The organism is Nocardia sp. NPDC003269 (assembly GCF_042888005.1).
Taxonomy (GTDB): Bacteria; Actinomycetota; Actinomycetes; order Mycobacteriales; family Mycobacteriaceae; genus Nocardia.
Genome location: NZ_JBIAPA010000002.1, coordinates 701,488 through 725,201, shown reverse-complemented (window position 1 = coordinate 725,201; position 23,714 = coordinate 701,488). Strand labels below are relative to the sequence as shown.

Annotated in this window: 17 protein-coding genes and 1 pseudogene; 7 read left to right on the top strand and 11 right to left on the bottom strand. The window is 67.1% G+C overall.

What is annotated here, in order from left to right; translation table 11 throughout:
* The first annotated feature begins 101 nt into the window (after positions 1 to 101).
* The gene (locus tag ACFYWJ_RS13750) at positions 102 to 953 is read left to right on the top strand and encodes a 3-hydroxybutyryl-CoA dehydrogenase (RefSeq protein ID WP_355284412.1); all 852 of its coding nucleotides are present in this window, start codon (positions 102 to 104) and stop codon (positions 951 to 953) included.
* Here ACFYWJ_RS13750 and ACFYWJ_RS13745 read toward each other — a convergent pair.
* Positions 941 to 1,735 (bottom strand): helix-turn-helix domain-containing protein, encoded by a 795-nt coding sequence (locus ACFYWJ_RS13745; protein WP_355284409.1) that lies wholly within the window; start codon positions 1,733 to 1,735, stop codon positions 941 to 943. The genes ACFYWJ_RS13750 and ACFYWJ_RS13745 overlap by 13 nt on opposite strands.
* On the bottom strand, positions 1,732 to 1,923 hold the full coding sequence (locus ACFYWJ_RS13740) for a hypothetical protein (protein WP_355284406.1): 192 nt from the start codon (positions 1,921 to 1,923) through the stop codon (positions 1,732 to 1,734). Before ACFYWJ_RS13740 ends, ACFYWJ_RS13745 begins: the two co-directional genes overlap by 4 nt.
* 358 nt (positions 1,924 to 2,281) lie before the next feature.
* On the opposite strand from ACFYWJ_RS13740, the gene ACFYWJ_RS13735 reads away from it, so the two are divergent.
* From ACFYWJ_RS13735 to ACFYWJ_RS13720, 4 genes and pseudogenes are all read left to right on the top strand, one after another.
* Positions 2,282 to 3,052, top strand: a complete 771-nt coding sequence (locus ACFYWJ_RS13735) for a hypothetical protein (RefSeq protein WP_355284404.1) — start codon at positions 2,282 to 2,284, stop codon at positions 3,050 to 3,052.
* Positions 3,052 to 6,459, top strand: a complete 3,408-nt coding sequence (locus ACFYWJ_RS13730; RefSeq protein ID WP_355284401.1) for an AAA domain-containing protein — start codon at positions 3,052 to 3,054, stop codon at positions 6,457 to 6,459. Before ACFYWJ_RS13735 ends, ACFYWJ_RS13730 begins: the two co-directional genes overlap by 1 nt.
* Positions 6,460 to 6,505: 46 nt before the next feature.
* Entirely contained in the window at positions 6,506 to 7,726 is a 1,221-nt protein-coding gene (locus tag ACFYWJ_RS13725) for a hypothetical protein (protein WP_355284398.1), read from the top strand.
* A pseudogene (locus tag ACFYWJ_RS13720) lies at positions 7,727 to 8,053 on the top strand (Rid family hydrolase); the annotation flags it as partial.
* Here ACFYWJ_RS13720 and ACFYWJ_RS13715 read toward each other — a convergent pair.
* From ACFYWJ_RS13715 to ACFYWJ_RS13700, 4 genes are all read right to left on the bottom strand, one after another.
* Positions 8,050 to 14,160, bottom strand: a complete 6,111-nt coding sequence (locus ACFYWJ_RS13715; RefSeq protein ID WP_387208191.1) for an amino acid adenylation domain-containing protein — start codon at positions 14,158 to 14,160, stop codon at positions 8,050 to 8,052. The pseudogene ACFYWJ_RS13720 and the gene ACFYWJ_RS13715 sit on opposite strands and share 4 nt — an antisense overlap.
* 440 nt (positions 14,161 to 14,600) lie before the next feature.
* Positions 14,601 to 15,551, bottom strand: a complete 951-nt coding sequence (locus ACFYWJ_RS13710) for a lysophospholipid acyltransferase family protein (RefSeq protein WP_355284393.1) — start codon at positions 15,549 to 15,551, stop codon at positions 14,601 to 14,603.
* Between the two features lie 5 nt (positions 15,552 to 15,556).
* Positions 15,557 to 16,375: a GNAT family N-acyltransferase gene (locus ACFYWJ_RS13705; RefSeq protein WP_355284390.1), complete on the bottom strand. Its 819-nt coding sequence runs from the start codon at positions 16,373 to 16,375 to the stop codon at positions 15,557 to 15,559.
* Positions 16,376 to 16,633: 258 nt separating this feature from the next.
* Positions 16,634 to 17,902 (bottom strand): NAD(P)/FAD-dependent oxidoreductase, encoded by a 1,269-nt coding sequence (locus ACFYWJ_RS13700; protein WP_355282132.1) that lies wholly within the window; start codon positions 17,900 to 17,902, stop codon positions 16,634 to 16,636.
* A gap of 133 nt (positions 17,903 to 18,035) precedes the next feature.
* Between ACFYWJ_RS13700 and ACFYWJ_RS13695 the strand changes: the two genes are divergently transcribed.
* On the top strand, positions 18,036 to 18,890 hold the full coding sequence (locus tag ACFYWJ_RS13695) for a LysR family transcriptional regulator (protein ID WP_189027249.1): 855 nt from the start codon (positions 18,036 to 18,038) through the stop codon (positions 18,888 to 18,890).
* Between the two features lie 11 nt (positions 18,891 to 18,901).
* On the opposite strand, the gene ACFYWJ_RS13690 is transcribed toward ACFYWJ_RS13695, so the two are convergent.
* Positions 18,902 to 19,867 (bottom strand): aminoglycoside phosphotransferase family protein, encoded by a 966-nt coding sequence (locus ACFYWJ_RS13690; RefSeq protein ID WP_355282135.1) that lies wholly within the window; start codon positions 19,865 to 19,867, stop codon positions 18,902 to 18,904.
* Positions 19,868 to 19,966: 99 nt separating this feature from the next.
* Between ACFYWJ_RS13690 and ACFYWJ_RS13685 the strand changes: the two genes are divergently transcribed.
* Positions 19,967 to 20,431, top strand: a complete 465-nt coding sequence (locus ACFYWJ_RS13685) for a GNAT family N-acetyltransferase (protein WP_355282138.1) — start codon at positions 19,967 to 19,969, stop codon at positions 20,429 to 20,431.
* Between the two features lie 50 nt (positions 20,432 to 20,481).
* Here ACFYWJ_RS13685 and ACFYWJ_RS13680 read toward each other — a convergent pair whose 3' ends face one another.
* From ACFYWJ_RS13680 to ACFYWJ_RS13665, 4 genes are all read right to left on the bottom strand, one after another.
* Positions 20,482 to 21,132, bottom strand: coding sequence for a hypothetical protein (locus ACFYWJ_RS13680; protein ID WP_355282141.1), 651 nt, complete (start codon positions 21,130 to 21,132; stop codon positions 20,482 to 20,484).
* A 31-nt stretch (positions 21,133 to 21,163) separates the two neighbouring features.
* Entirely contained in the window at positions 21,164 to 21,814 is a 651-nt protein-coding gene (locus tag ACFYWJ_RS13675) for a Uma2 family endonuclease (RefSeq protein ID WP_355282143.1), read from the bottom strand.
* Between the two features lie 92 nt (positions 21,815 to 21,906).
* Positions 21,907 to 22,863: an electron transfer flavoprotein subunit alpha/FixB family protein gene (locus ACFYWJ_RS13670; RefSeq protein ID WP_355282146.1), complete on the bottom strand. Its 957-nt coding sequence runs from the start codon at positions 22,861 to 22,863 to the stop codon at positions 21,907 to 21,909.
* 36 nt (positions 22,864 to 22,899) lie between these two features.
* On the bottom strand, positions 22,900 to 23,685 hold the full coding sequence (locus ACFYWJ_RS13665; protein ID WP_189027240.1) for an electron transfer flavoprotein subunit beta/FixA family protein: 786 nt from the start codon (positions 23,683 to 23,685) through the stop codon (positions 22,900 to 22,902).
* Positions 23,686 to 23,714 lie beyond the last annotated feature (29 nt).

Sequence of the window (23,714 nt, the reverse complement as noted above, 5' to 3'; positions counted from 1 at the left end):
CCCGGTTGGCCAGCGCTTTCGACAGCCTGTGGCACTCAGTGCCAGCTCGGGTGAAATAATCCCCGGGACAGCCAGGGCAATGCGATGTTGGGAGTTCTGCAGTGGAGTTGATCGGAGTGATCGGTGGCGGCACCATGGGTGCCGGCATCGCGGAGGTTTGCGCCAAGGCGGGCAGCCAGGTGCTCGTGCTCGAGACCAAGCCGGAGTTCGCCGAGGCGGCCGAGCAGCGGATCGCGAGCTCGATCAGCCGGGGCGTGACCCGCGGCAAGATCACCCAGGAGGAGGCCGACGCGGCGATCGCGCGCGTGCGGGTCACCCTGGACATCGACGAGTTCGCCGACCGCGACCTGGTGATCGAGGCGGCGCCGGAGATCGAGTCGGTGAAGGCCGACATCTTCAGCAAGCTCGACAAGATCGTCAAGCCCGAGGGCATCCTCGCCACCAACACCTCCTCGATCCCGGTGATCAAGGTGGCGGGCGCCACCGAGCGGCCCGAGCGTGTGGTCGGCGTGCACTTCTTCAACCCGGTGCCGGTGATGCCGCTGGTCGAGATCATCTCGACCCTGGTGACCGCGCCGGAGGCGGCCGCGGCCGTCACCGACTACGCCAAGAACACCCTGGGCAAGATGACCGTGCAGGCCGGTGACCGCTCCGGCTTCATCGTCAACGCGCTGCTCATCCCCTACCTGTGCTCGGCGATCCGGATGCTCGAGACCGGCTACGCCACCGCCGAGGACATCGACGCGGCCATGAAGGGCGGCTGCGGCTACCCGATGGGCCCGCTGACCCTGCTCGACACCGTCGGCCTCGACATCGCCCTGGCCGCCTCGGAGTCGCTGTACGCCGAGTTCGCCGAGCCGCACCTCGCCCCGCCCGCGCTGCTGCGCCGGATGGTCGACGCGGGCCGCCTCGGCCGCAAGTCCGGCCGCGGGTTCTACGACTACGCGAAGTGATCGCGTCCCGCGGGAGTCGCCCCGGCGGCTCCCGCGGGGTGTGCCGACCGGACCAGCACCCGCTGGGCCGACGCGGCGAGCAGGTCGATGAGGTCGCGGTCGTGCACCGGTAGCCGTCCGGTCGAACCGATCGCCGCCAGCGCGCCCGCGACGGTGCCGTCGGCCGCGCGCACCGGCACCGCGACGGCGCTGCGGCCGACCCGGCATTCGTTCACCTCGGTGGCGACGGCCCGCGCGTCGACCAGCCGCAGTTCCGCGGCGAGCTCGGCCGGGGAGGTGATGGTGAAGGTCGTCACCCGGCGCAGCGGTCCCTCGACGAGCTCGGGATGCTGTGCCATCAGTACCTTGCCGATCGCGGACGCGTGCGGATGCCGGACCAAGACCTTCTCCCCGCTCAGCTCGTGATCGGGGTCCCTGTCGATCATCCGGATCCGGCGGCCGGTGAACGCGGCGAGGTGGATGCCGAAGCGCACCTGGGCGCGCAGTTCCGCCAGCACCCGATGGTGATCGGCCGCGGGTTCGGCTGCGGCGCCGGCCAGTTCGCGGGTGCGGCGGCCCAGCGCGAAGCCCGAGAGGTCCTCGATGCGCACCAGATAGCCGTCGGCGACGAGCAGATTCAGCAATCGGTAGGCCGTCGCCGGGGCGATCCCGGTCTGCGTGGCGATCTCCTTCGCGGTGGCCCCCGAGCCGAGCCGGGCCACCGCTTCGAGCAGCGCGAGCGCCTTCTGGACCGCGCGCGGCTCGTGTCCGCTCGGGCCGTCCCGGCGGGTCGCCGCCGTCACGGTGCGCCACGGTCGGCCCGCGGCACCCCGACCAGGGCCATCGCGCCGCGGGCGTTCACGGCGAACACCCCGGCGCCCGGTAGCACGTCGACCGATTCGGGACTGTCGAAAACCCCGATGGCGGTGAGACTTCGGGGGTGGGTCAGCCGGAGATAGCGGTACCAGACGACACCCCACAACATCAGCATGTACAGAAAAGTGGCGGTTACCGTGATCAGCGGATCTCACGGCTCCGGGGCACAGAACGTGGCAGCGCCGTTCCGACCGCACGAACACCGCAGACAGTGCGATCGCCCGCACGGGGCGGGCGACCTCAACTACTGGCAGCAACAGGCGCATCGGCGCGATGGGTTGACCAGCGCTGCGGGCCGCGAACGCGCCTCGGGCCGAGGCGAAGCGCAGCGAATACGGCAAGACAGCGAGTGGCAACGCTGCCGCTCGCCGTCAAATCGACTGAGCGTCAAGCCCTCAGACTGAATGTCCTCAGGGCCAGCACAATAGGTGCACTAGTCTTATGACCGACGTGAAGGCGAGGGAAGGGGCGACGTGAGCACAATTGGTCTCCTGGGCGACCACCCACTACATGATCGGTCTACATACCGGCTGGGGCATCGTCCGCTGGCGCTGGGCGGCCAAGCTGAAGTGTTTCCTGCAGAGCACAAACCAACCGGTACCCGTGTTGCCTTCAAACGCCGCATGTCCTGGGGTGTTGATGCAGTGGCAAGGATGCGCCGAGAGATCGAGTTCGGCCAACTGAACTTGACGAGCGACCACATCATGCCAATCCTTGACTTCAGCAGGCGGCACGACTGGTTTGTCATGCCCTTGGCAGAGCGAAATGCCGAGGATTCTCACTCATTGTTGTCGAGCGAGGTAAACCTTCGAACATTGGTTCTCGCTGTCTGTTCAGCACTAGAATCAGCCCACGAAGCGGGCTGGCTGCACCGGGATCTGAAACCCGCCAACCTGCTACTGCTAGACGGACGCTGGACAGTCGCAGACTGGGGGTTTGGGCGGCGACCCAGAGGGGATACCACTTCCACCGGGCGCACTACGCAAGACCGACTCCTTGGGACCGAGGGCTTTGCCGCACCTGAGCAATCGATCGATGCGCACGAAGCGACTCCCAGCTCAGATTTCTACAGCCTGGGCCAGATCATCCGCTGGGCCAGAACCGCTGGGGTGCAGGATAAAAACGCGCAGCACCTACCAGAAGACGAACCATGGCGGTCAATCGTGGCAGCTACAACTAAAACAAATCCAGGTGCCCGACCACAAAATGCGGACGAATTTCGCGATCTACTGAGAGCAGTTTGATGGAATTCATTGCCGGAAAGTATGTTCTGATTGACGAACCTCCTCGACCAGGAGGATTCGCGATCGTCCACAAAGCATTTGACGTGACCGAGCAAAAAATTGTGGCCGTGAAACTGATGGCCCGCACTAACGATCCGTTCCGCGAACTGGCCGTCACGCGGGAGTTGGAGAGCCTTCGAACGCTCAGCCACCCCAACATCATCCGATTGAGAGACGCCGGGACCGACGACGACCATAATGCCCACTACCTGGTCCTGGAATGGGTCGAATCAACGCTGGAAGAACTTCTAAAAACTCAGGGCCCCTTCGCCTGGGATGACCTACGAGAACAAGTAGCGATACCTCTAGCCAGCGCACTTTCCTATGCGCATCTCAAAGGCGTCGAACACCGCGACATCAAACCTCGCAATGTTCTCGTCACCGAGACTGGAGTACCCTTGCTGGCAGACTTCGGCATCTCAAGAGTTTCACAAGGAACCGTCAGCGAGCATACTGTTATGGGATTTAGATCCGGGGCCTATACACCACCAGAGGAAGACGGCAGCATCAAAAATGTCCGCGATGTCTATTCAATGGGCGTGTTGCTAATCCAGGCAATGCACAAAGGCAAGCTAAGCAATTTTGCAGATATCGAACCCGCGCTGCAGGCAATCAATGTTCCCCCCGATATGCGAAACCTGCTTGCCAGATGCATCCACCCGGACTACTCGCAGCGCCCCGCCAATGGCGCAGCCTTGGCCGACGAGTTGGACTATGTTCTGCGCGGCCATTCCGTCCTGCCGGTCAACAGCAGAAGCACACTGTGGCTCCAGCTTACGCATCGAGCAAGGCGAGAAATCCAAAAATATGCCAGCGAAACCGGCTCAACTGCAGAATCCGTAGTACTCGCCGACCTCAACGATGACGTTTTCGCCCAGTATGGTTACGACCGTACCAAACGCGCAGCTGATCATTCCACTGTTCAATTTGCGGGAAAGCAATGGAAGTTCACAGCCAAGCTGGACGATCCTCCGCGGCTGATTATTACCAATGCCAAGCTACCAGAATATGAGACGCTGGAACGTTTCCGCAAGGACGCGTTGAATGTCGCCGACTTCGCCACTTGGGTCTGTTCAAAGCCGCACAACAGCGCTCGAGCCGAGACCGGCCGAAACGATCTATTGCGGGTACTCGATACCTACGATGAGGAAAGGGAACTCCACCGGAGCGGAGATATAACAAACGGATATGAGGGCCTCGATATCCTCCACGAGTGGAACAAGGTACTCCAAGCTCGTGAGGACCTAGCTCGCGGTTCCTTCAAAGCAATGCAATATACCAATCGCGTCATCCGGGGCCGGGAGGTCGACCTCCATCTTCGAGATGCCGTCGAGGAAGACCTAATCGGAACTGACTGGGAGATCACCAGCAACGATTCACGGAGGGTGCTTACATTCGGCCAAATCGTAAGCCAAGAAGACAATATACTTACACTTCGCAGCAAGACGGTCGACTCCGGGTTGGATCGGACAGGTACAATCAGGCCATATCTCGGTCCCGCTAGAAAGGCACTACAACGTCAGCGAGATGCCGTATCCGCCATTCGTAATGGCACCGCCGCACGGCCGAATCTACGCACCAAGATCCAAAATCCTGCAGAGGTCGACGCACCCATACCGTGCACAGTTGACGCATGGACTCGGACACTCGACGCAGGAAAGCAGGCGGCGGTTGAATCCGCGCTAGGAATCTCAGATATACTGCTTGTGGAGGGTCCACCCGGCACCGGCAAGACCGATCTAATCGCCGAGATTGTTGTCCAGTCGTTGCGGACTAAACCAAAATCACGAATCCTTATTGTCAGTCAGACACACGTCGCAGTGGACAATGCCCTTGCTCGATTGGAGCAGGCTGGAATAACCGGGATCGTTCGACTGGGCAACCCCGACGACCCGAGGGTAGACAAGTCCGTGCGACACATGCTACTCGACCAAAAGATGACCAAATGGTCCGACGGGATCCGCCGGAATGCTCAGCGATACCTGGACAAGGTAGCTGGCGAGAATGGCTTCGACATGGGGCATCTGAGGGCCGCCCTTTCGCTGAAGCAGCTGGCGAAAGTTGCTTCTGAACGAGACGAAGTCATCCATGAAATCGACCGCCGAGCAAATAGTGATGCGACCTCCAAGTTGGCTACGTCTCTTGAGATCGTCGAGGATGACAATGATCTACAGGAGCGCATTGACGACCTGTCCAAACGTTACAGCCACCTATACACCGAAGCGGTCAGCTATCTGGCTGGCGATCTAACCCTGGGCCCCCACCTTACAGCCAACGATGCGCTTGAAGCCGCCGATGCTCTACTTGGCACATCAAAATCAGCCCAGCGCCTACTCTCATTGGTTGGAATACAAGCGGAATGGCTTCAACGAACACGATCCGATCCCCAGCTCGCGGAGGCATTTCTCGGCACTTCCCAAGTTATCGCTGGGACCTGCATCGGATTTGTTGGGCACGCTGCGGTCCGAGATTTGGAAATAGATCTCTGCATCTTAGATGAGGCATCGAAAGCCACCGCGACCGAGGCATTGGTGCCACTTTCGCGCTCCCGTCGGGCTATCTTGGTCGGCGACACAAACCAACTCCCTCCCCAAGAAGAGGAGTTGCTTAGGTCCAAGGAGATACTCGCCGAACACGATATCGACAAAGAACTCGTCCAAGAAACCTTGTTTAAATGGTTCGCCGACCAGCTCCCGGCGCACTCTAAATTCCTGTTGCGGGATCAGTACCGGATGATCCAGCCAATCGGAAACATGGTTTCGACCTGCTTCTACAGAGGTGAACTAAATTCACCCAAGACCGAAGGACTGCCTGGTTATGAGTTACTCGGAAAACCAGTACTCTGGCTGGACACATCCAAGTTGGGCGATGAACGGCGGGAGGATAGTGGACCCGGCGGCATCAGCTACGCCAACCGAGCCGAAGCCCGAGCCGTTTTCAACAGGCTCGAAACGCTTGACAATGCAATCAAGAAGGGCGTAGTGCGTCCCCCAAGAGATGAAGGGGTCCTAGAGGTTCTACTTATTGCCCCATACCGCCGCCAAGTGGCAGAGCTTCAGAGACGCCTTTCCTCCGCCCGATTCAACCGACTACACATTGATGTGCTCTCCGTTGACGCGGTGCAAGGCAGACAGTGCGATGTAGCAATCTTCTCTGTAACGCGCAGCAACGCGAAGCTAAATCCCGGATTTCTTGGAGTAGATCACTGGCGGCGCGTTAATGTCGCGGTTTCCCGTGCGCGCTTTGGACTGACAATAGTCGGAGACAGTGAATTCTGCCAAGCCGCACACGGGGCATTGCAGGATATTGTACGCTACATCGGGGATCACCCAGAAGACTGCGAGATGCAGGAGGTGGAGCGTGCTTAGTTCAGACATGCTACTCATCCGGCGATTCCGAGATGAACGTCCCGGGATGCAGCTGCTCGGAATTGAGAGAGCAGCAGTGCCTGTCACCGTCGTCGCCGCCGAGATCCTTGCACAGGAGGTCAAGCCGCTGCCACTCTTGGACGAATTTGTCATGCGGCTGGCGAAGGCCCACGTCAGAGGAGCAGCAGAGATCGCAGCGTTCTTGGGTATAGACAGGAACCTTATCGATACTGCCGTTGCCGACCGCTTCAGGGAGGGGGCCCTACTATTCGGTCCCGGGTTAGGCCAATTGACGTTGACAGATCGGGGCCGGCGACTCGCCGACGATCTTGAATCGATAAAGCCCGTCCAAAAGACCGTAAAAGTCTCCTTCGACCGCCTCACTTGGTCGGTAACGGACTATGAGAGCCGCGAGCTAATTACCAAGACAGCAGCGCTTTCCGACGGACGTATTCTTTTGCCCGCCCAGCACTCCACCCGAATCAAGACGTCGGATATTCCCGCAACTGCGGTCAACTCCATCTTGAAACAGCCGAGCCGTCGGGGGAAATTCGACGTTCTGGATGTCGTCGACGTTACACCGTCGACTCATCGATATTTGCCAGTCGATGTGCTGGTCTACGGCGATGGGGATCGGGGGGAGATCGAGGCAGCACTTGTAATCGATGGAGATCCGAGTGAGAAGCACGATTCCGTACTCAGCAAGCTTGGCGGTCCCGAAAGGCTAGGCTTAACCATAGAAACCGCAGGACCGCATGCCCCACTTCCCTCACACTTGGAGGGAGAACGAGTAAGCCTGGGCCCGGGTGCATCAATCGGGGAGAATCTACCGCCTGTCCGAGGAATCCGACTATTCGATCATGAGAGCGCCCTGCTCAGCGCGCTGGAGAAAGCTACAGATCGCATCGTTATCGCTACAGATATGGCGACAAAATCGGTTGTCGACTCAAGTTTTCTTGCAAAATTGGACCAGAGATTGAGAGCTCAAGTACAAGTCGACCTGGCCCTTTCTCGAATTGACCATGAAATTCTGTCGAGATTTGATCCGCTATCCCGAAGACATCGCGGCAAGCTGAGAATACACGAGCTGAATGGAAGGACTTGCAATACTTTATTGTTTGACGAAACCTGGGTTGTGTCAGATTTTCCATGGCTTTCTTTCCGTGGAGCAGAGCGCCCACTTTGCGACTATTCGGGAAGCATAGTGACGTTGCCAGATGAAGTAACTCGAGAATACCTGGCGCTGTTGAAACTATTCAAGATCTGATCGGTGCTGGCCAGGATCAGGGAGAACCTGGAGGCCCGCGGACTGAGCCTGGACAACGTGGTCACCATGCGGGTGTTCCTCGACAACGTGCCCGGCACCGATCGCGCCGACTACGCGGGCTGGAACCGGGCCTACCGCCAGTTCTTCGCCAACACGAACCTCGACACCGGCGACACCGAGCTGGTCCCGCTCGGCACCGCCGCCCCGGCCGCTCCCCTGATCCGTAATGCCGCGCGGCCGAGCAGGTTCGCGCTCGAGGTGGCGAGCCTGCCGGTCGCGGGCTGGCTGGTCGAGGTGGAGGTCGACGCGGTGTTCCCGGCCGGCTAGGCCGGGGTCAGGCTGTCCGCGCCGGGGGACGGAAAGAAGCCGACCGCGATGTAGTGGTCGAAGTAGCGGCTGATCACCGTCGCGTCGACCGCGGGGAACTCGATCGGCAGGCCCCGGTACGGCTCGGCCGGGGCCGCCGATTCGACCGCGCTCAGCACCGTCGCCGGGGTCGCCGCGGCGATGGCGGCGGCGTAGTTGCCGCTCAGGGCCGAGGCGCGGGCCAGGATCGGGTCGGCGTCCGCGCGTTCGGCGGCGGTGGTCAGGGTCAGGCCGAATTCCATCGGGTCGATGAAGTCGAACCGGTAGTGGCGGCGCAGGATCTCCTCGTAGACCACCTGCAGCGGCACCTGGGCGCCCGCCGCGCGATAGATGTTGCCGATCGCGGCGGCGTCCCGGGACTGGCGGACGATGCCCGCCGCGACATGGTCGACCGGGGCCATCTCGACCCCGATCGCGCGCACGTCGACGGCGACGCCGAGCACCAGCATGGCGCGCAGCATGGTCCACCAGGCGTCCTCGGCCGGGGCGACACCGGTGCGGGAGTCGCCGGTGATCAGGCCGGGCCGGTAGACGGCGACGGGGATACCGCGCTCGATCGCGGTGTGCACCAGTTGTTCGGCGACCCACTTGGTCATCGCGTAGCCGGGCAGCCCGCCGGGCACCCCGCTGTCCTGCGGGATACCGGCCAGCACCGACAGCGTCGAGACGTAGTGGATCGGCTTGACCCGCGTGGTGGTCGCCAGGCGCAGCACCTCGGTGGTGCCGCCGACATTGGCCTCGCGCATCCGGGCGTACGGCTCGAGGTGGTTGACCAGCGCGCCGTTGTGATAGATCGCGTCGATCCGGTCGGCCAGTTCGGCGAACCGCTGCGGCTCGATGCCAAGCCGGGGCTGCGCGAGATCACCTGGTACGCCGACGATCCGGTCCAGGTGGGGCCGCAGGTCGATGCTGTACTTCGCGGCGGTGGCGACGATCCGGTCCACCGCGCTCGCGTCGTCGGTGGCGCGGACCAGGCAGTGGATGGTGGCCTCGGTCTGCTCGAGCAGTTCGCGCAGCAGGAAGCTGCCGAGGAAGCCGGTGGCGCCGGTGAGCAGCAGGGTCGACGGGTCGCCCGCGTGCCGCGGCGCACAGCCGGTGAGGTCGATCGCGGGGTCGAGGACGGCGTCGGCGGCCGGATCGGGGCCGGCCGCCGAGGCCGAGGACTCGTCGCGCACGGCCAGCGCCAGATCGCTGACCAGCGGATAGCTGAACAGCAGCCGCAGCGGCACCTCGATGTCGAGGCGCTCGGCCAGCGCGGCGCGCACCCGGATCGCCGAGAGCGAGGTGCCGCCGAGGACGAAGAAATCGTCGTCACGGCCGACCCGCTCCAGCTCGAGGACCTGTGCGAACACCGTCGCCACGATCTCCTCGTCGGCGGTCGCCGGCGCCTGGTACTCGCGCAGTTCCACCGGGGGCGCGGGCAGCGCCTTGCGGTCGAGCTTGCCGGTGGCGCCGAGCGGGAACTCGTCGAGCTCGAGCAGCCGGTGCGGAATCATGTACGGCGGCAACAGGGTCCGGATCGTCGCCTGCACGTCGGCGAGGTCGACGGTCCGGCCGGCCGCCGGGGTGACGTAGCCGACGAGCTGTTCGTGGTGCACGGTCACCGCGGCGCCGGCGACGGCCGGATGCGCGCGCAGCGCGGCCTCGATCTCGCCGGGCTCGATGCGCAGGCCGTGCAGTTTGAGCTGGACGTCGGTGCGGCCCAGGTAGGTCAGGTCGCCCGAGGGGAGCCTGCGGACCAGGTCGCCGGTGCGGTACATGCGCTCGCCGACGGGACCGTACGGATCGGCGACGAAACGCTCGGTCGTCTTGTCCGGGCTGCCGAGGTACCCGCGCGCCAGCTGCGCGCCGGCCAGATACAGCTCACCGGGCGTGCCGACCGGCACCGGCTGCAACCGGGCGTCGAGGACGTAGGCGCGGGAGTTCCAGTGCGGCTTGCCGATCGGGACGATCCCGTCGCCGATCTCGGTCACATCGGCGGCGGTGATGGACACGGTCGCCTCGGTGGGGCCGTAGAGGTTGTGCAGCCTGCCCGCGGTGGCGGTGGTGAAGCGGGCGATGGTGGCGTTGGGCAGCGCCTCGCCGCCGACCCACACCGCGCGCACCGAACGCAGCGCCCCCGACGGGGCCGCCGCGAGCAGCATCTGCAGCACGGACGGCACGATCGTGGTGCCGGTGACCCGGTGCCGGGCGATGACATCGGCGAGGTAGGCCGGGTCGGTGAGCCCGTGCGCGGCGGCCACGATCATGTGCGCGCCCGCGCGCAGCGGGGTCGCGAAGCCGATCATCGAGGCGTCGAAGGTCCACGGAATCGATTGCAGGACGGTGTCGTTCGTGCCCACCGCGTATTCGCCGACCATGAACGCCGCCTGGTTGACGATGGCCGAGTGCGGCACCCCGACGCCCTTGGGCTTGCCGGTGGACCCGGAGGTGAAGATGACGTACGCCAGATCCAGCGCGCGCAGCGGGCGGAGCCGGTCGGCGTCGGTCAGCGGTCGGTCCGGGAAGGCCGACAGCGCACCGGACGTCGCCACCAGGTCGACCGAGACGACCGGCAGTCCGGCGACGTCGACGGTGTCGGGCACCGTGGTCAGCACGCAGACCGGGCGGGCGACGGACAGGATGTCGGCACGGCGGTCGGCCGGGGCGTCCGGGTCGATCGGCACGTAGGCGCCACCGGCCGTGAAGACCGCGTACATGGCCACGACCAGGTCGATCGACGGCCGGATCGCGACCGCCACGGTCGCGCCGGGTCCGACGCCGGTGGCGACGAGCAGCCGGGCCAGCCGGTTGACCCGGCTCGCGAGTTCGCCGTAGGTCAGCGTCGTCTCGGCGAAGGTGACCGCGGGCGCGTCCGGGCGCAGTAGCGCCTGCGTCTGGACGGCCTCGGCCAGGGTCGCCTCCGGCACCAGCCGCACGTCCCCCGCGGGTTCGGCGCGCTCGGCCGCCGTCAGCAGCGGCAGATCACCGACCGGCCGGTGCGGCGCGGCGACGGCGGCGGCCAGCAGCCCGGCCAGGCGCTGACCGAGCCGCGCCATGGTCGACTCGTCGAACAGGTCGGTGGCGTAGCGCCAGGAGCAGCGCAGTCCGGCGGGGCCCGCCGCGTCCTCCCGCGGGACGACGGTCAGCTGCAGGTCGACCGGTGCGACCTCGTCACCCAGGTCGACGGCCGAGACCACCAGGTCGGGCAGTTCCAGCCGGGCGCCGCCGAAGTTCTGGAACGACAGCGCCACCTGGTAGAGCGGGTGGTGCGCCTGGGTGCGCGGCGGATCCAGTTCGGCCACAAGGCGTTCGAACGGCACGTCGGCGTTGGCGAAGGCGGCCAGATCGGTCTCGCGGACCCGATCCAGCAGGGCGGTGAAGGGCTCGGCGGCGTCGATCCGGGTGCGCAGCACGACGGTGTTGACGAACATGCCGACCAGGTCGTCGAGTTCGGGCTCACCACGGCCCGCGACCGGTGCGCCGACGGTGACGTCATCGGTGCCCGCGACGCGCGCCAGCAGCACCGACAGCGCGGCCCGCACCACCATGAACAGCGACGCGTTGTGTTCGCGCGCCAGGGTTTCCAGCGCCTGATGCAGCGACGCGTCGAGCGCAAAATGGTGCGCGGCACCGCGACTGCCCGCGACGGGCGGCCGCGGCCGATCGGTCGGCAGTTCCAGCAGGGTCGGCGTGCCCGCGAGTTCTGTGCGCCAGTAGCCGAGCTGCTGGGCCAGCAGCGAACCGGAATCCTCGGCAGCGCCGAGCATCTCCTGCTGCCAGAGGGTGTAGTCGGCGTACTGCACCGGCAGCGGCGCCCAGTCCGGCGCCGCGCCGTGGGTGCGGGCGGCGTAGGCGGTCACCAGGTCGCGGGTGAGCGGGGCCAGGGAGAAACCGTCGGTGGCGATGTGGTGTACCACCACGGCGAGCACGTGCTCGGTCGCGGAGAGCCGGAACAGGGCGGCGCGCACGGGAACTCGCGCGCAGACGTCGAAGCCGCCGAAGGTCAGCCGGGCCAGCTCCATCCGCAGGTCGGCCTCGGCGATCGCGGTGGCGACCACGTCGAGTCCGGCCTCGGCCACCGGCAGCACCCGCTGGTAGCCCTGGCCGTCGTACTCGGGGTACACGGTGCGCAGGACCTCGTGGCGGTCGAGGACGTCGTCGAGCGCGGCCGTCAGCGCCGCGGTGTCGAGCGGGCCGGACAGGCGCAGCGCGACCGGGATGTTGTACGCGCTGGAACCGGGGTCGAGCCGGGCCATGAACCACATGCGCTGCTGGGCGAGCGAGAGCGGGACCCGCTCGCCGCGCTCGCGCCGGGTCAGCGGTACTCGCACGGCGGCGTCGCCGACGAGCGCGTCGAGGGCGGCGGCCAGCGCGGCGACGGTGCCGTGTTCGAAGACGGTGCGGGCGGGCACCCGCACGCCGGTGCTCGCGCCGAGGCGGCCCGCCAGCCGGGTGGCGAGCAGGGAGTTGCCGCCGAGGGCGAAGAAGTCGTCGTCGCGGCCGATCGCGTCGGCGCCGAGCAGGTCGGCGAAGACCTCGGCGACCGACTCCTCGGTGCCGGTGCGCGGGGGTTCGAACGCGCGGGCGGTGAGCTCGGGTTCGGGCAGTGCCCGGTAGTCGAGCTTGCCGACCGGGGTCAGCGGCAGCCGCTCGAGCGGCACGATGGCCGCGGGGACGGCGTGCGCGGGGAGGCGCTGCTCGGCCAGGCGGGTCAGCACGGCCGGGTCGACCGTGGCGCCCGCCGCGGGCACGACGTACGCGACGAGCGCGTCCACGCCGCTGGGCAGGGTCCGCACCAGGGTGGTGGCGAAGCGGACCGACGCGTCGGTGGTGAGCACCGCGTCGATCTCGCCCAGCTCGATGCGGAAGCCACGCAGTTTGACCTGGGCGTCGGTGCGGCCGAGGAAGGTCAGCTGGGGATCGCCGTCGGCGGTGAGCTCCCATTTCACCAGGTCGCCGGTGCGGTAGAGCCTGCCGCCGGTGATCGGGTCGGCGACGAAGCGGGCCGCGGTCAGCCCGGCGCGCTCGTGGTAGCCACGCGCCAGGCCGGGACCGGCCAGGTACAGCTCGCCCGGGGTGCGGTCCGGCACCGGCCGCAGCCGCGCGTCGAGCACGACGGCGGTCATGCCGGGAATGGGACCGCCGATGGTGATCAGCTCACCGGGGGCCAGCGGATCGCTGATCGAGGCCGCCACGGTGGTCTCGGTCGGGCCGTAGAGGTTGTAGAAGTCGCGCCCGGGCGACCAGCGCGCGATCAGTTCCGGCGGGCAGGCCTCGCCGCCGACGACGATCGCGGCCAGATCCGGCAGGCCCGACCCGTCGACGCCGGCCAGCGCGGCGGGGGTGATGAAGGCGTGGCTCACCCGTTCGGCGCGCAGCAGGTCGGTCAGTTCGTCGCCGCCGTAGATGTCGGGCGGTGCGATGACCATCGTCGAGCCGGCGCCGATGGCGAGCAGCAGTTCCAGGATGCTGGCGTCGAAGCTGGGCGAGGCGAAGTGCAGCGTGCGGGACGCGCCGGTGATCCGGAACCGGCGGATCTGCTCGGCGCACAGGCCGGCCAGGCCGGTGTGGGTGACGGCGACGCCCTTCGGCACGCCGGTCGAGCCGGAGGTGTAGATGATGTAGGCGATGTCCTCGCCGAACAGCCTGCGGGTGCGGTCGGTGGCGACCACCGGGGCGTCCGAGGCGTGTTCGAGCTCGCCGCGGCACTCGGCGGAATCCAGCGCCAGCCAGCGCAATCCCGCGTCGAGCCGGTCGGCGTCGGCGGCCAGGGCGACGCCGAATCCGGCGCCGGAGTCGGCGAGCATGTGCGCGACCCGTTCCGCCGGGTAGCGCGGGTCGACGGGCACGAAGGCGGCACCGGTCTTGGCCACCGCCCACAGCGCCACCATCGACTCGATCGAGCGGGTCAGCGCCAGGACCACCCGGTCACCGGGGCCGACTCCGCGACCGATCAGCACCCGGGCCAGCTGCGAGGACTGCTGGTCGAGTTCGGTGTAGGTGAGCACGCGCCCGGCCAGGCTCAGCGCGGGTGCCTCCGGCGCGCGCTCGACGGCGGCCATCAGCAATCGGGGCAGGGTGGACACCGGCGATCGACGGCCGCGGCGCGCGGCGGGACGACGTACGCCAGAAGCTTGCTCGGTCACCGGTAATGCTTCCCTTCACCATCGATCACCCCTGCGATCGCACTGTTCGAACATCGCCTGGACTCTCGGCTACACCGGGGTATCGGGAAAATCCTGCGTGACGGTACCGCAAATATCTCATCAATTTCGGCGCAGCGGCAATGTAGAGGTTTCAGCACACGGAAGATGGGTATAGCCAACTGCCCAGTATGTAATCCACGTCATACGCAGGTCATATGCTGTGCGAACGACTTTCGCTGCGGACACGAATGTTTCACTTTTCGGGCCAACCGCGCGCCGGGCACGGACCTGCGAATTCCCGGCAATCCGAAACGCGCGAACACCTCTACCGGAGATCGCGCGCGCGATCTCCGGTAGAGGTGAATGGCACCGAGTTTCGGTTACCAGGCGGTAGCGGAAACTTTCTCCGGCGCCTGCTGATCGACCGACGGATCCTGCACACGGGTGTTGCCCGCTTCGATCCACTCGGTGTCGAGCACGCCGTGCCGGGAGCGGTCGGTGCCGCGCACGGCGGCCTCGCACCGTCGGGCGAGATCACGGCGATCCAGGCCGGGGTGCTCGAGCGGCTCGAGCGAGATCTCGACGACCATGCCGCGGCTGCGCAGCACCCGCTTCGCCGAATCGGCGAAGGTGTCCTCGCCGACGAAGCCGGGCACCGTGCACGGCACTCCGTGCCGGTCGAGATAGCGCAGCCGGACCGGCTGCACGGGGGTGGTGGTGTCGATCGCGGCCTGGAACATGGCCGGGCGCATCGAGCCGTAGGCCCGGCCGCACCAGGTGGTGCCCTCCGGGAAGACCGCGATCCGATTGCCCTCGGCCAGCCGCTGCCCGACCTGGCCGACGACGCCGGGCAGCTCGCGCAGACGGGCCCGCTCGATCGGGATCACCCGGGTGAGCTGGGCGAGCTTGCCCAGCACCGGCCAGTCGACCATGTCGGCCCTGGCGACGAAGCTGACCGGCTGCACCGCGGCCAGCGCCACCACGTCGGCCCAGCCGATGTGCCCGGTCACCACCATCACCGGGGTGCCAGGATCGGCGAAGCCCGCCGTCGACGCGCCCTGCTCGGCCGAGCGGTTGTCGACGATGCGCAGCCGCATCCCCAGGCAGCCGAGCGCGGCGCGGGCGTACCGGCGCTGCAGGTTCTCCCGGCGGGACTTCGGCGTGGCCGCGGTCAGCACGGGGAAACTGAACACCAGGCCGATGATCCCGGCCAGCCGGGCGATCATCCTGGCGGAACCGACCTCGTCGATCGGTTCGATGCAGCGTGAACCACAGGGGCTCGACGGCATCCACGAGTGCGAGTGGGTGGCGGGCGGCGCGTCGAACACCATGATGGTTACTTCCCGTCGAAATTGGCGGCCGCGCTCTGCAGCCGCTCCAGATACCGGGTGTTGATGGTTTCCAGGCCGAGCAGCGCGACGAAGTCGGCGACGGCGAAGTCGGGGTCGTGGGCCGGTTCGCCGCAGATCTCGGCGCCCAAGCGCAGGTAGCCGCGCAGCAGCGGCGGGAGCTTGGGGCGGCTCGGCGGGGTCATCTCGTCGAGCGCGACGCCGTCGACGACGACCGGCCGGTACGGGTGCACGCGCCGCTCGGGGTCGCACGCGTGCCTGCCGAGGAGCATGTCGCGCACGCCGCGCACATTCACCCCGGCGGGGTCCTCGGGGCCGTCCTGCATCGGCACCGAGACACAGCCCATCACCCAGTCGTAACCGGTGAGCTGGATGTAGTGCAGGATGCCCGCCCACATCAGGGTGAGCACCGAGCCGTTGCGGTGATCGGGAACCACGCAGGCCCGGCCCATCTCGACGATCCGGTGCCCGGTCGGGTCGAGCTGGGTGAGATCGAACTCGGTCGCCGTGTAGTACCCGCCGGCGGCGGTCACCTTGTCCGGCGGCAGCATCCGGTAGCAGCCGACGAACTGCTCGGTGAATTCGTCGCGGACCAGCAGGTGGTCGCAGTGCTCGTCGAAGCGGTCGGCGTCCAGGCCGGTCCCGTTGTCGGGCATCCGGAACCCGGGCTCGGAGGCGAAGACCTGGAATCGGAGCCGCTGCGCGGCCTCCCTGTGCTCGGCATCGGACGCGACGACCAGACTGTACCGAGACTTCCCCACCCCGGAGTCCGGCGCCGGCGCGGTCAACACGGACGAAATTGTCATACCGCTGATGAAGCCAGTCCGAGCTGGCATCGGAGCGACACATCGGTGTCGTGTCGATGCCCGTTCGGTGAACGAGACACCCGTCACACCGCGCGTTCACCGATGCGCTGCTCAGCGTTCGCCCACCTGCGGGTTTCTAGCCGAAGAGGGCGGTTTCGGGGGCGGATCGGGCCGCACGGCCCGGCCTGGCGACCCGCATTCCGATGCCCCGGAACGACGATCGGCCCGCCGTGTGACGGCGGGCCGATCGCGGGGTGCTCAGGCGGCCGAGCGCGCCGGTTCGGTGCTCTTCGCGGTCCGCTCGGCCTCGTCGAAGCCCGGGCGGGCGGTGCCGATGAAGGCCACCAGCCACGAGGCGACCGCGGCGAAGCGGTTGCGGAAGCCGACCAGGTACATCAGGTGCACGGCCAGCCACATCGCCCAGGCGATGGTGCCGCGGAAGCTGACCCGGTCGTTGAGCTTCACGACGGCGCTGAAGCGGCTGATCACCGCCATGCTGCCCTTGTCCCAGTAGACGAACGGCGTGCCCGCGTCCTTCTTGCGCCGGATGATGTCGGCGGCGTGGCGGCCCTCCTGCATGGCGACCGGCGACTGGCCGGGGTAGCCGTTGAGCGAGGTCATGTCACCGATGGCGTAGATGTCGGCGTGGCCGCCGACGGTCAGGTCCGGGTTGATCAGCAGCCGGCCCGCGCGGTCGGTCTCGGCGCCGGTGGCCTCGGCCAGCAGCGCCGCGAACCCGCCCGCCTGCACACCGGCCGACCACACCACGGTCTCGGCGGCGATACCGCGCTCGATGCCCTCGGCGTCCTTGACCGTCACCTTGCCCTCGTCGATATCGGTGACGAAGGTGCCCAGCAGCACCTCGACGCCACTGTCGGTCAGCGAGCGCTTCGCGTACTCCGAGAGCCCGCCGCCGAACGGGGGCAGCACCGCGCCCGCGCCCTCGACCAGGGTCACCGAGACCTCCTGGTGGAAGTGCCGCTTGGCGAGTTCCTTGATCTGGCCCGCCACCTCGACGCCGGTCGCGCCTGCGCCGACCACGACGAAGCTGAGCAGCCTGCGCCGGGTCGCCTCGTCGGCGCCCTGCGCCGCGGCGAACACCGAGGCGATCTGGTCGCGCAACCGCTGGGCGTCGTCGATGGTCTTGAGCGAGAAGGTCTTGTCGGCGAAGTCGTCACGGCCGAAGTAGCTCTGGCTGGCGCCGGTGGCCGCGATCAGCGAGCCGTAGCTGATCTGGCGGGTACCCTCGGCGGTCTCGTAGGTGAGCACGGCGGCCTCGGCGTCGATCGCGGTGACCTTGCCGAGCCGGACGTCGGCCTCGGGGTGGCGGCGCAGTACGTTCTTGATCGGCGGCGCGATCTCCTCGGGCGCGAGCACGCCGGTGGCCACCTGGTAGAGCAGCGGCTGGAACAGGTGCTCGGGCGTGCTCGAGATCAGGACGTAGTTGATTCGTGACTTGCTCAGTTGCTTGGCCGCGGCGAGTCCGCCGAAGCCCGAACCGACGATGACGACATCCGTGTGTTCCATGATCGCGCGCTCCAAGATCGGTAATGAGTCCTTTCATATGAGTAAACGCGATGCGGAACGCAGATGTTTCCAGTGTTTGGGCGCATACTGAAGATGACTCTTATCTGTATAACTAATCAATAGGAGGGACCTGGTGGAACTTCGCCAGCTGGCGTACTTCGTCGCGGTGTGTGAGGAGCTCAGTTTCAGCCGTGCCGCGAGCCGCTGCTTCATCTCCCAATCCGCGATCAGCCACCAGATCGCGAGACTCGAACGTGACCTCGGCGCGCAGCTGTTCGAGCGCACGACCCGCGCCGTCGTGCCCACCGACGCCACCCTGCGGCTGCTGCCGCTGGCCAAGCAGATGCTGAGTCTGGAGTCCGCGATCCGCGCCGCCGTGCGCACCACCGGCCCGCGCATCCGCCTCGCCGCCAACATGTCGTTCGCGGCGCGCTCGCTGTCCGCGATCGCCGCCGCCCGCGCCGCCCACCCCGACGCCGAGATCGAATACGTCATCAAACCGTTCCGCCAGCGGATCACCGCCGTGGCCGACGGTGACTGTGATCTGGCGCTGATCCGCGGCAGTGTGGACCAGCCGGGACTGGCGGTGGAACAGCTCTGGGTGGAGGACCTGGTGATCGCGATCTCCAGCAGTCACCCGCTGGCGGGCAAGGGCGTCGTCACCCTCGCCGACCTCAGCCCCTATCCCCTGCTGCTGCCGCCCGAACAGGAACAGGTCCTGCTGCACACCCTCATCCGCTCGGCCTTCGCCGACCTGCCCGTCGGCCCCACCTTCGGTCCCCCGATCCCGCCCGACCACACCGCCACCATGGAACTGCTCAACCGACCGGAATCCTGGACCGTCCTCTACGAGGGCCCCACCAAGGGCCTGCTCACCCTCGACCTCACCGACCACCGCCTGCGCATCCCGGTCTCGGCGGTCCTGCGCGAGGACGCCCGCCAGAATCCGATCGTCAACACCCTGCTCGACGCCCTGCACCGGCGGTAGCGGATGGTCGCCTAGTCGCCGAGCGGGACCGCCAGTGCGTGGGCGACGGCCAGGTGCAGGGGCAGGGTGTCCTCGTCGTCGTCCTCGACCGACCAGATGATCTCCTCGATCGCGCGCAGGAAGGCCCAGGCGTGCGCGCGATCGGTGGCGATGTCGAGGTGGCGGGCCGTGGTCTCGACGACCGTGCGAGCGTGCTCGGGAGTCGGTGCGGACTGGACCTGGATCATGATCAGGAAGCCCGCGTCGAAGGCGGCTTCGCCGAGGTAGGGCTTCGGATCGATGAGGAGCCACGGTTCGCGTTCGGCGGCGACGATATTGCCGAGGTGGGTGTCGCGGTTCACGACGAGCAGGGGGCCGACGGGGACGGCGAGGCGCGCGCACCACGCCAGTGCCCGTTCGCGCAGTTCCTCCGGAAGTACCTCGGCGAGTTCGGGTTCCGGTCGCTGGAGACGTGCGGTCCACTGGGCCACCATGTCGGTCGCGGTCGGCAGGGCCGGATAGTCCGCCGGGACGCCGGCCGGCTCCCGGCGCAGCCTGCGAAGGAGCGTGCACGCCAGGCGAACCCGCTCCGCGTTCTCCGGCCGACCCTCCAGGCTCGGGAAGCCCGGCTGTTCGAGCAAGGGCGCTCCCGGACGTGCCCACTCCATCAGCATCGCGCCGCTGTCGGCGTCGAACCGGTACAGCGTCACGGCGCCGTCGCCGCTGTAGCAGAACAGCCCGGTCGGCTCCGCGACGTTCTCCTCGTCGACCATCGGGACCTTGAGCACCGCCACCGATCCGTCGCCGCGGCGTACCGGGGCGACGAAGGCGTGCGTGCCGCCCTCGAACGCGGGGCCGATCACCGTGAGCTCCCAAGTCCCACAAAGCTTTTCCACCAGGGCGGGCAGGTCGTCGAGCCAGCGCTGGCCCGCGGCCCCGAACACCTCCCGCACCGTCTCCTCGACCTCCGGCGGCACTTCGATCGGCAACGTCGTCACCCGCCCCACCCTGCCACGCCGGTCGGTCGAGCCCGGCCGCGCCCACGGGTGACTCGAAACCCGCTCGACAGCGCGTGCCCGGCCTGCGATTCTGCCCGGATGACCGACACGCCACTATCCGACATCCCCGCCGGTTTCGAGGTCTCCACCGAGACCGCCCGCATCGACGCCGCCCGCGTGCACACCTGGCTGTCCACCGACTCGTACTGGGCCATGGGCCGGACCCGCGAGCTCCAGGACCGCGCGATCGCGGAATCACTCAATGTCGGGGTCTACGACAGTGTCTCGGGCGACCAGGTCGCCTACGCCCGGGTGGTCACCGACCGGACCACCTTCGCCTGGCTCTGCGACGTCTACGTGGACCGCGCGGTCCGCGGCAAAGGCATCGGCGTCGCCCTGATCGCCGCCGTCCGCGACCACCTCGCCCCCTACGGCCTCCGCCGCATCATGCTCGCCACCGCCGACGCCCACACCCTCTACGAGAAGTTCGGCTTCGAACCCCTCACCGACCCCGAGAAATGGATGGTCCTCGGCCAGCCGGTGCACACCCCCGACCCTCGCTGACCGATTCGGCGGGGGCGCAGACGTCACCGGAGACCACGGCCACGCCGGGCCTAGACGAACCCCTTCTCGACGAGTTCGAATCCGTCCGGACGAATCCGGTGCCGCTCACCCGAGCCGCCCACCACCCGCCACCAACTCGACACATCCAGTTCGTCGGTGTCGGCGTCGAATTCGATAGCGAAGCCCCCGTACATGCCGGGGATCGCCGCCCACATCGTCGCGCCGGGGTACTCGAGCAGCGGCGTCAGCGGCGGCGGCCGGAACCCGCATTTCCGGCAGAGGTCGAGCACCCGGCCCAGAATCACGGCGTACAACTGACATTCGAGCTGGGCCAGCACGGTCGGATCGACCTCGCGGATCAACGAGGGCGTGAGCCGCTCGGCCAACCGGTCGTGGCCGCGCAAGGCCGCGATGTCCGCGGCGGTGTCGCCATCGGCGGTCCGCAAGGTGCGCCAAGCTCCCAGTTCCAGCATTCGTTCGACCACCGGCTCCGGCGCGCCGTGCCATGCCGCTTGATGCAACGGCGCGAATCCCGAACTGCCACCGACCCGGGTCGTATTGATACTGCGGTCGCGGTCGGCGACCTCGAGCACGACATCCCACCGCCCGTCTCGCGCCGCGTCGGCGAGCCGATCCCGCGCGGCGATCGAACGCTCGTCGAAGAACTCTCGCCGATACCAGCCATACCATTGGATCCCCACGGCCACAGCGTATCGCCGATTCGGCGGCTGATCAGAATGCCAGTGCGGCCCAGTCGATCTCGATGGCGAAGGGGTAGGGGAACGAGATGCCGGTCGCGGAGTCGGGTAACCATTGGCCTGCCAGGAGGTAATTGGCGTGGCGTAGGGGACGTACACCCGGTGGGAGTTCGGCGTGGCCGATTTCGAGGATGTACACCCGGAGCGCTGCGATACCGGTGAGATCCTGTTGCAGCTCGACCTCCCAGTACGACGGAATGCCTGCACCGGCGTAGCGGGCCTTCTTCGCTTCGATTTCGGAAGGGGTATTCGACGGCGACAGGACCTCGCCCACCAGCACCGTGTCGGCAGCACGGACGTCTGCGCCCGGGGTCAGACAGCGGTGTACGAGGAAGTCCGGGGTGACGAAGTCGGACTTGCCGGTCTGATCGAAGAAGACGTTCGTTTCGAGGTTCACGCGCCAACAGCGCTGTGGATCCGTGGACGCGACCTGCCGTGCGCAACGCTCGATTTCGTTGGTGAAACGACGCATCGCCGTCTGATGTTCACCCGGCCCACGCCGCAGCCATACGACACGCCCGTCCCACAGCTCGATCTGAGCGGCGATCTCCTCGGGTAGCTTCTCCAGCTCTTCCCATGTCATCGACTCGGGCAGATCGGGTCGGTCGATCCTCGGCATGACCATTCACCCATGCTACGCAGCGACGACGCCATCGCGTGCGACGCAAGCGGCCCCGCCCGGAGAACCGGACGGGGCCGCGCTCAGCGCTCGAAGCGTCAGCCCTTGTGGGACTTCACGGCCTCGGTCAGCTGCGGGGCGACGTTGAACAGGTCGCCCACGATGCCGTAGTCCGCGATCTCGAAGATCGGGGCCTCTTCGTCCTTGTTGACCGCGACGATGGTCTTCGAGGTCTGCATGCCGGCGCGGTGCTGGATGGCGCCGGAGATGCCGAGGGCGATGTAGAGCTGCGGGGAGACCGTCTTACCGGTCTGACCGACCTGGAACTGGCCCGGGTAGTAGCCCGAGTCGACGGCGGCACGCGAAGCGCCGACGGCGGCACCGAGCGAGTCGGCCAGCGCCTCGACGACCGCGAAGTTGTCGGCGGAACCGACACCACGGCCACCGGAGACGACGATGCCGGCCTCGGTGAGTTCCGGACGGTCGCCGCCCACGATCGGCTCACGCGAGACGACCTTGACGACGCCCTCTTCCTGGGCGGGAACCGCGACGGCGACCTGCTCGCCGGCGCCGGCCTGGGCAGCCGCCTCGATGGCGCCCGGACGGATCGAGATCACCGGCACGTCGCCGGTGGCCTTGGCGTCGACGGTGAACGCGCCACCGAAGATGGAGTGCACGGCCGAGCCGTCGGCGTTGACGCCGATGACGTCGACGAGCAGGCCGGAGCCGATGCGCGCGGCGAGGCGGCCCGACACCTCCTTGCCCTCGGCGGTGGCGGCGACCAGCACGGCGGCGGGCGAGGCGGACTCGACCAGACCGGCGAGCACGTCGACCTTCGGGGTGACCAGGAAGCCGTCGACGTCGTCGGACTCGGCGACGTAGATCTTCTCGGCACCGGCGGCGGCCAGCGCGGAGGCCAGCTTCTCGGCGGTACCGGCCGGGCCGGTGACGACCGCGGCGGGCTCGCCCAGGGTGCGGGCGGCGGTGAGCAGTTCGGTGCTGACCTTCTTCACGGCACCGTCGGCGTGCTCGACGAGCACAAGTACTTCAGCCATTGTTCTTTCTCCTTCGAAGTCTCGGACGGGGCCGGATCAGATGATCTTCTGACCGATGAGGTAGGTGGCGATCTGGTTGCCGCCCTCGCCCTCGTCCGCGATCTTCTCGCCCGCGGTACGGGCAGGCTTCGGGGTGGAGCCGGTGACCTGGGTGCCGGCGTTGGCGACGCCCACGGTCGACGGGTCGATGCCCAGGTCGGCCAGGGTGAAGACCTGAACTTCCTTCTTCTTCGCGGCCATGATGCCCTTGAAGGACGGGAAGCGCGGCTCGTTGATCTTCTCGGTGACCGAGACGATCGCGGGCAGGGAGGCCTCGAGCTTGAACACGCCCTCGTCGGTCTCGCGCTCGCCGGTGATCTTGTCGCCGTCGACGGTCAGCTTGCGCAGGTGCGTCAGCTGCGGGATGCCCAGGTACTCGGCGATGATCGCCGGCACGGCACCCGCGCGACCGTCGGTGGCCTCGTTGCCGGCGATGACCAGCTCGACGCCCTCGACCTGGCCCAGCGCGCCGGCCAGCACCCACGCGGTCTGCACGGCGTCGGAGCCGTGGATCGCCGGGTCGTTGATGTGGATGGCCTTGTCGGCACCCATGGACAGCGCCTTGCGGATGGCCTCGGTGGCGCGATCCGGACCGGCGGCCAGCACGGTGACCTCGCCGCCCTGCGCCTCCTTGATCAGCAGCGCTTCCTCGACGGCGCGCTCGTTGATCTCGTCGAGGACGGCGTCGGCGGCCTCGCGGTCGAGGGTGTAGTCACCATCGGTCAGCTTGCGCTCGGACCAGGTGTCGGGAACCTGCTTGATGAGTACGACGATGTTCGGCATCGGTCTTCGTCGACCTCCTTCTGGATACA

Coding starts and splice junctions, on each gene's coding strand:
- ACFYWJ_RS13675 (WP_355282143.1), bottom strand. CDS start 21,814: ATGGTCATGCCGAGGATCGACCGACCCGATCTGCCCGAGTCGATGACA.
- ACFYWJ_RS13670 (WP_355282146.1), bottom strand. CDS start 22,863: ATGGCTGAAGTACTTGTGCTCGTCGAGCACGCCGACGGTGCCGTGAAG.
- ACFYWJ_RS13710 (WP_355284393.1), bottom strand. CDS start 15,551: ATGGTGTTCGACGCGCCGCCCGCCACCCACTCGCACTCGTGGATGCCG.
- ACFYWJ_RS13685 (WP_355282138.1), top strand. CDS start 19,967: ATGACCGACACGCCACTATCCGACATCCCCGCCGGTTTCGAGGTCTCC.
- ACFYWJ_RS13700 (WP_355282132.1), bottom strand. CDS start 17,902: ATGGAACACACGGATGTCGTCATCGTCGGTTCGGGCTTCGGCGGACTC.
- ACFYWJ_RS13705 (WP_355284390.1), bottom strand. CDS start 16,375: ATGACAATTTCGTCCGTGTTGACCGCGCCGGCGCCGGACTCCGGGGTG.
- ACFYWJ_RS13730 (WP_355284401.1), top strand. CDS start 3,052: ATGGAATTCATTGCCGGAAAGTATGTTCTGATTGACGAACCTCCTCGA.
- ACFYWJ_RS13725 (WP_355284398.1), top strand. CDS start 6,506: ATGCAGCTGCTCGGAATTGAGAGAGCAGCAGTGCCTGTCACCGTCGTC.
- ACFYWJ_RS13740 (WP_355284406.1), bottom strand. CDS start 1,923: ATGCTGATGTTGTGGGGTGTCGTCTGGTACCGCTATCTCCGGCTGACC.
- ACFYWJ_RS13665 (WP_189027240.1), bottom strand. CDS start 23,685: ATGCCGAACATCGTCGTACTCATCAAGCAGGTTCCCGACACCTGGTCC.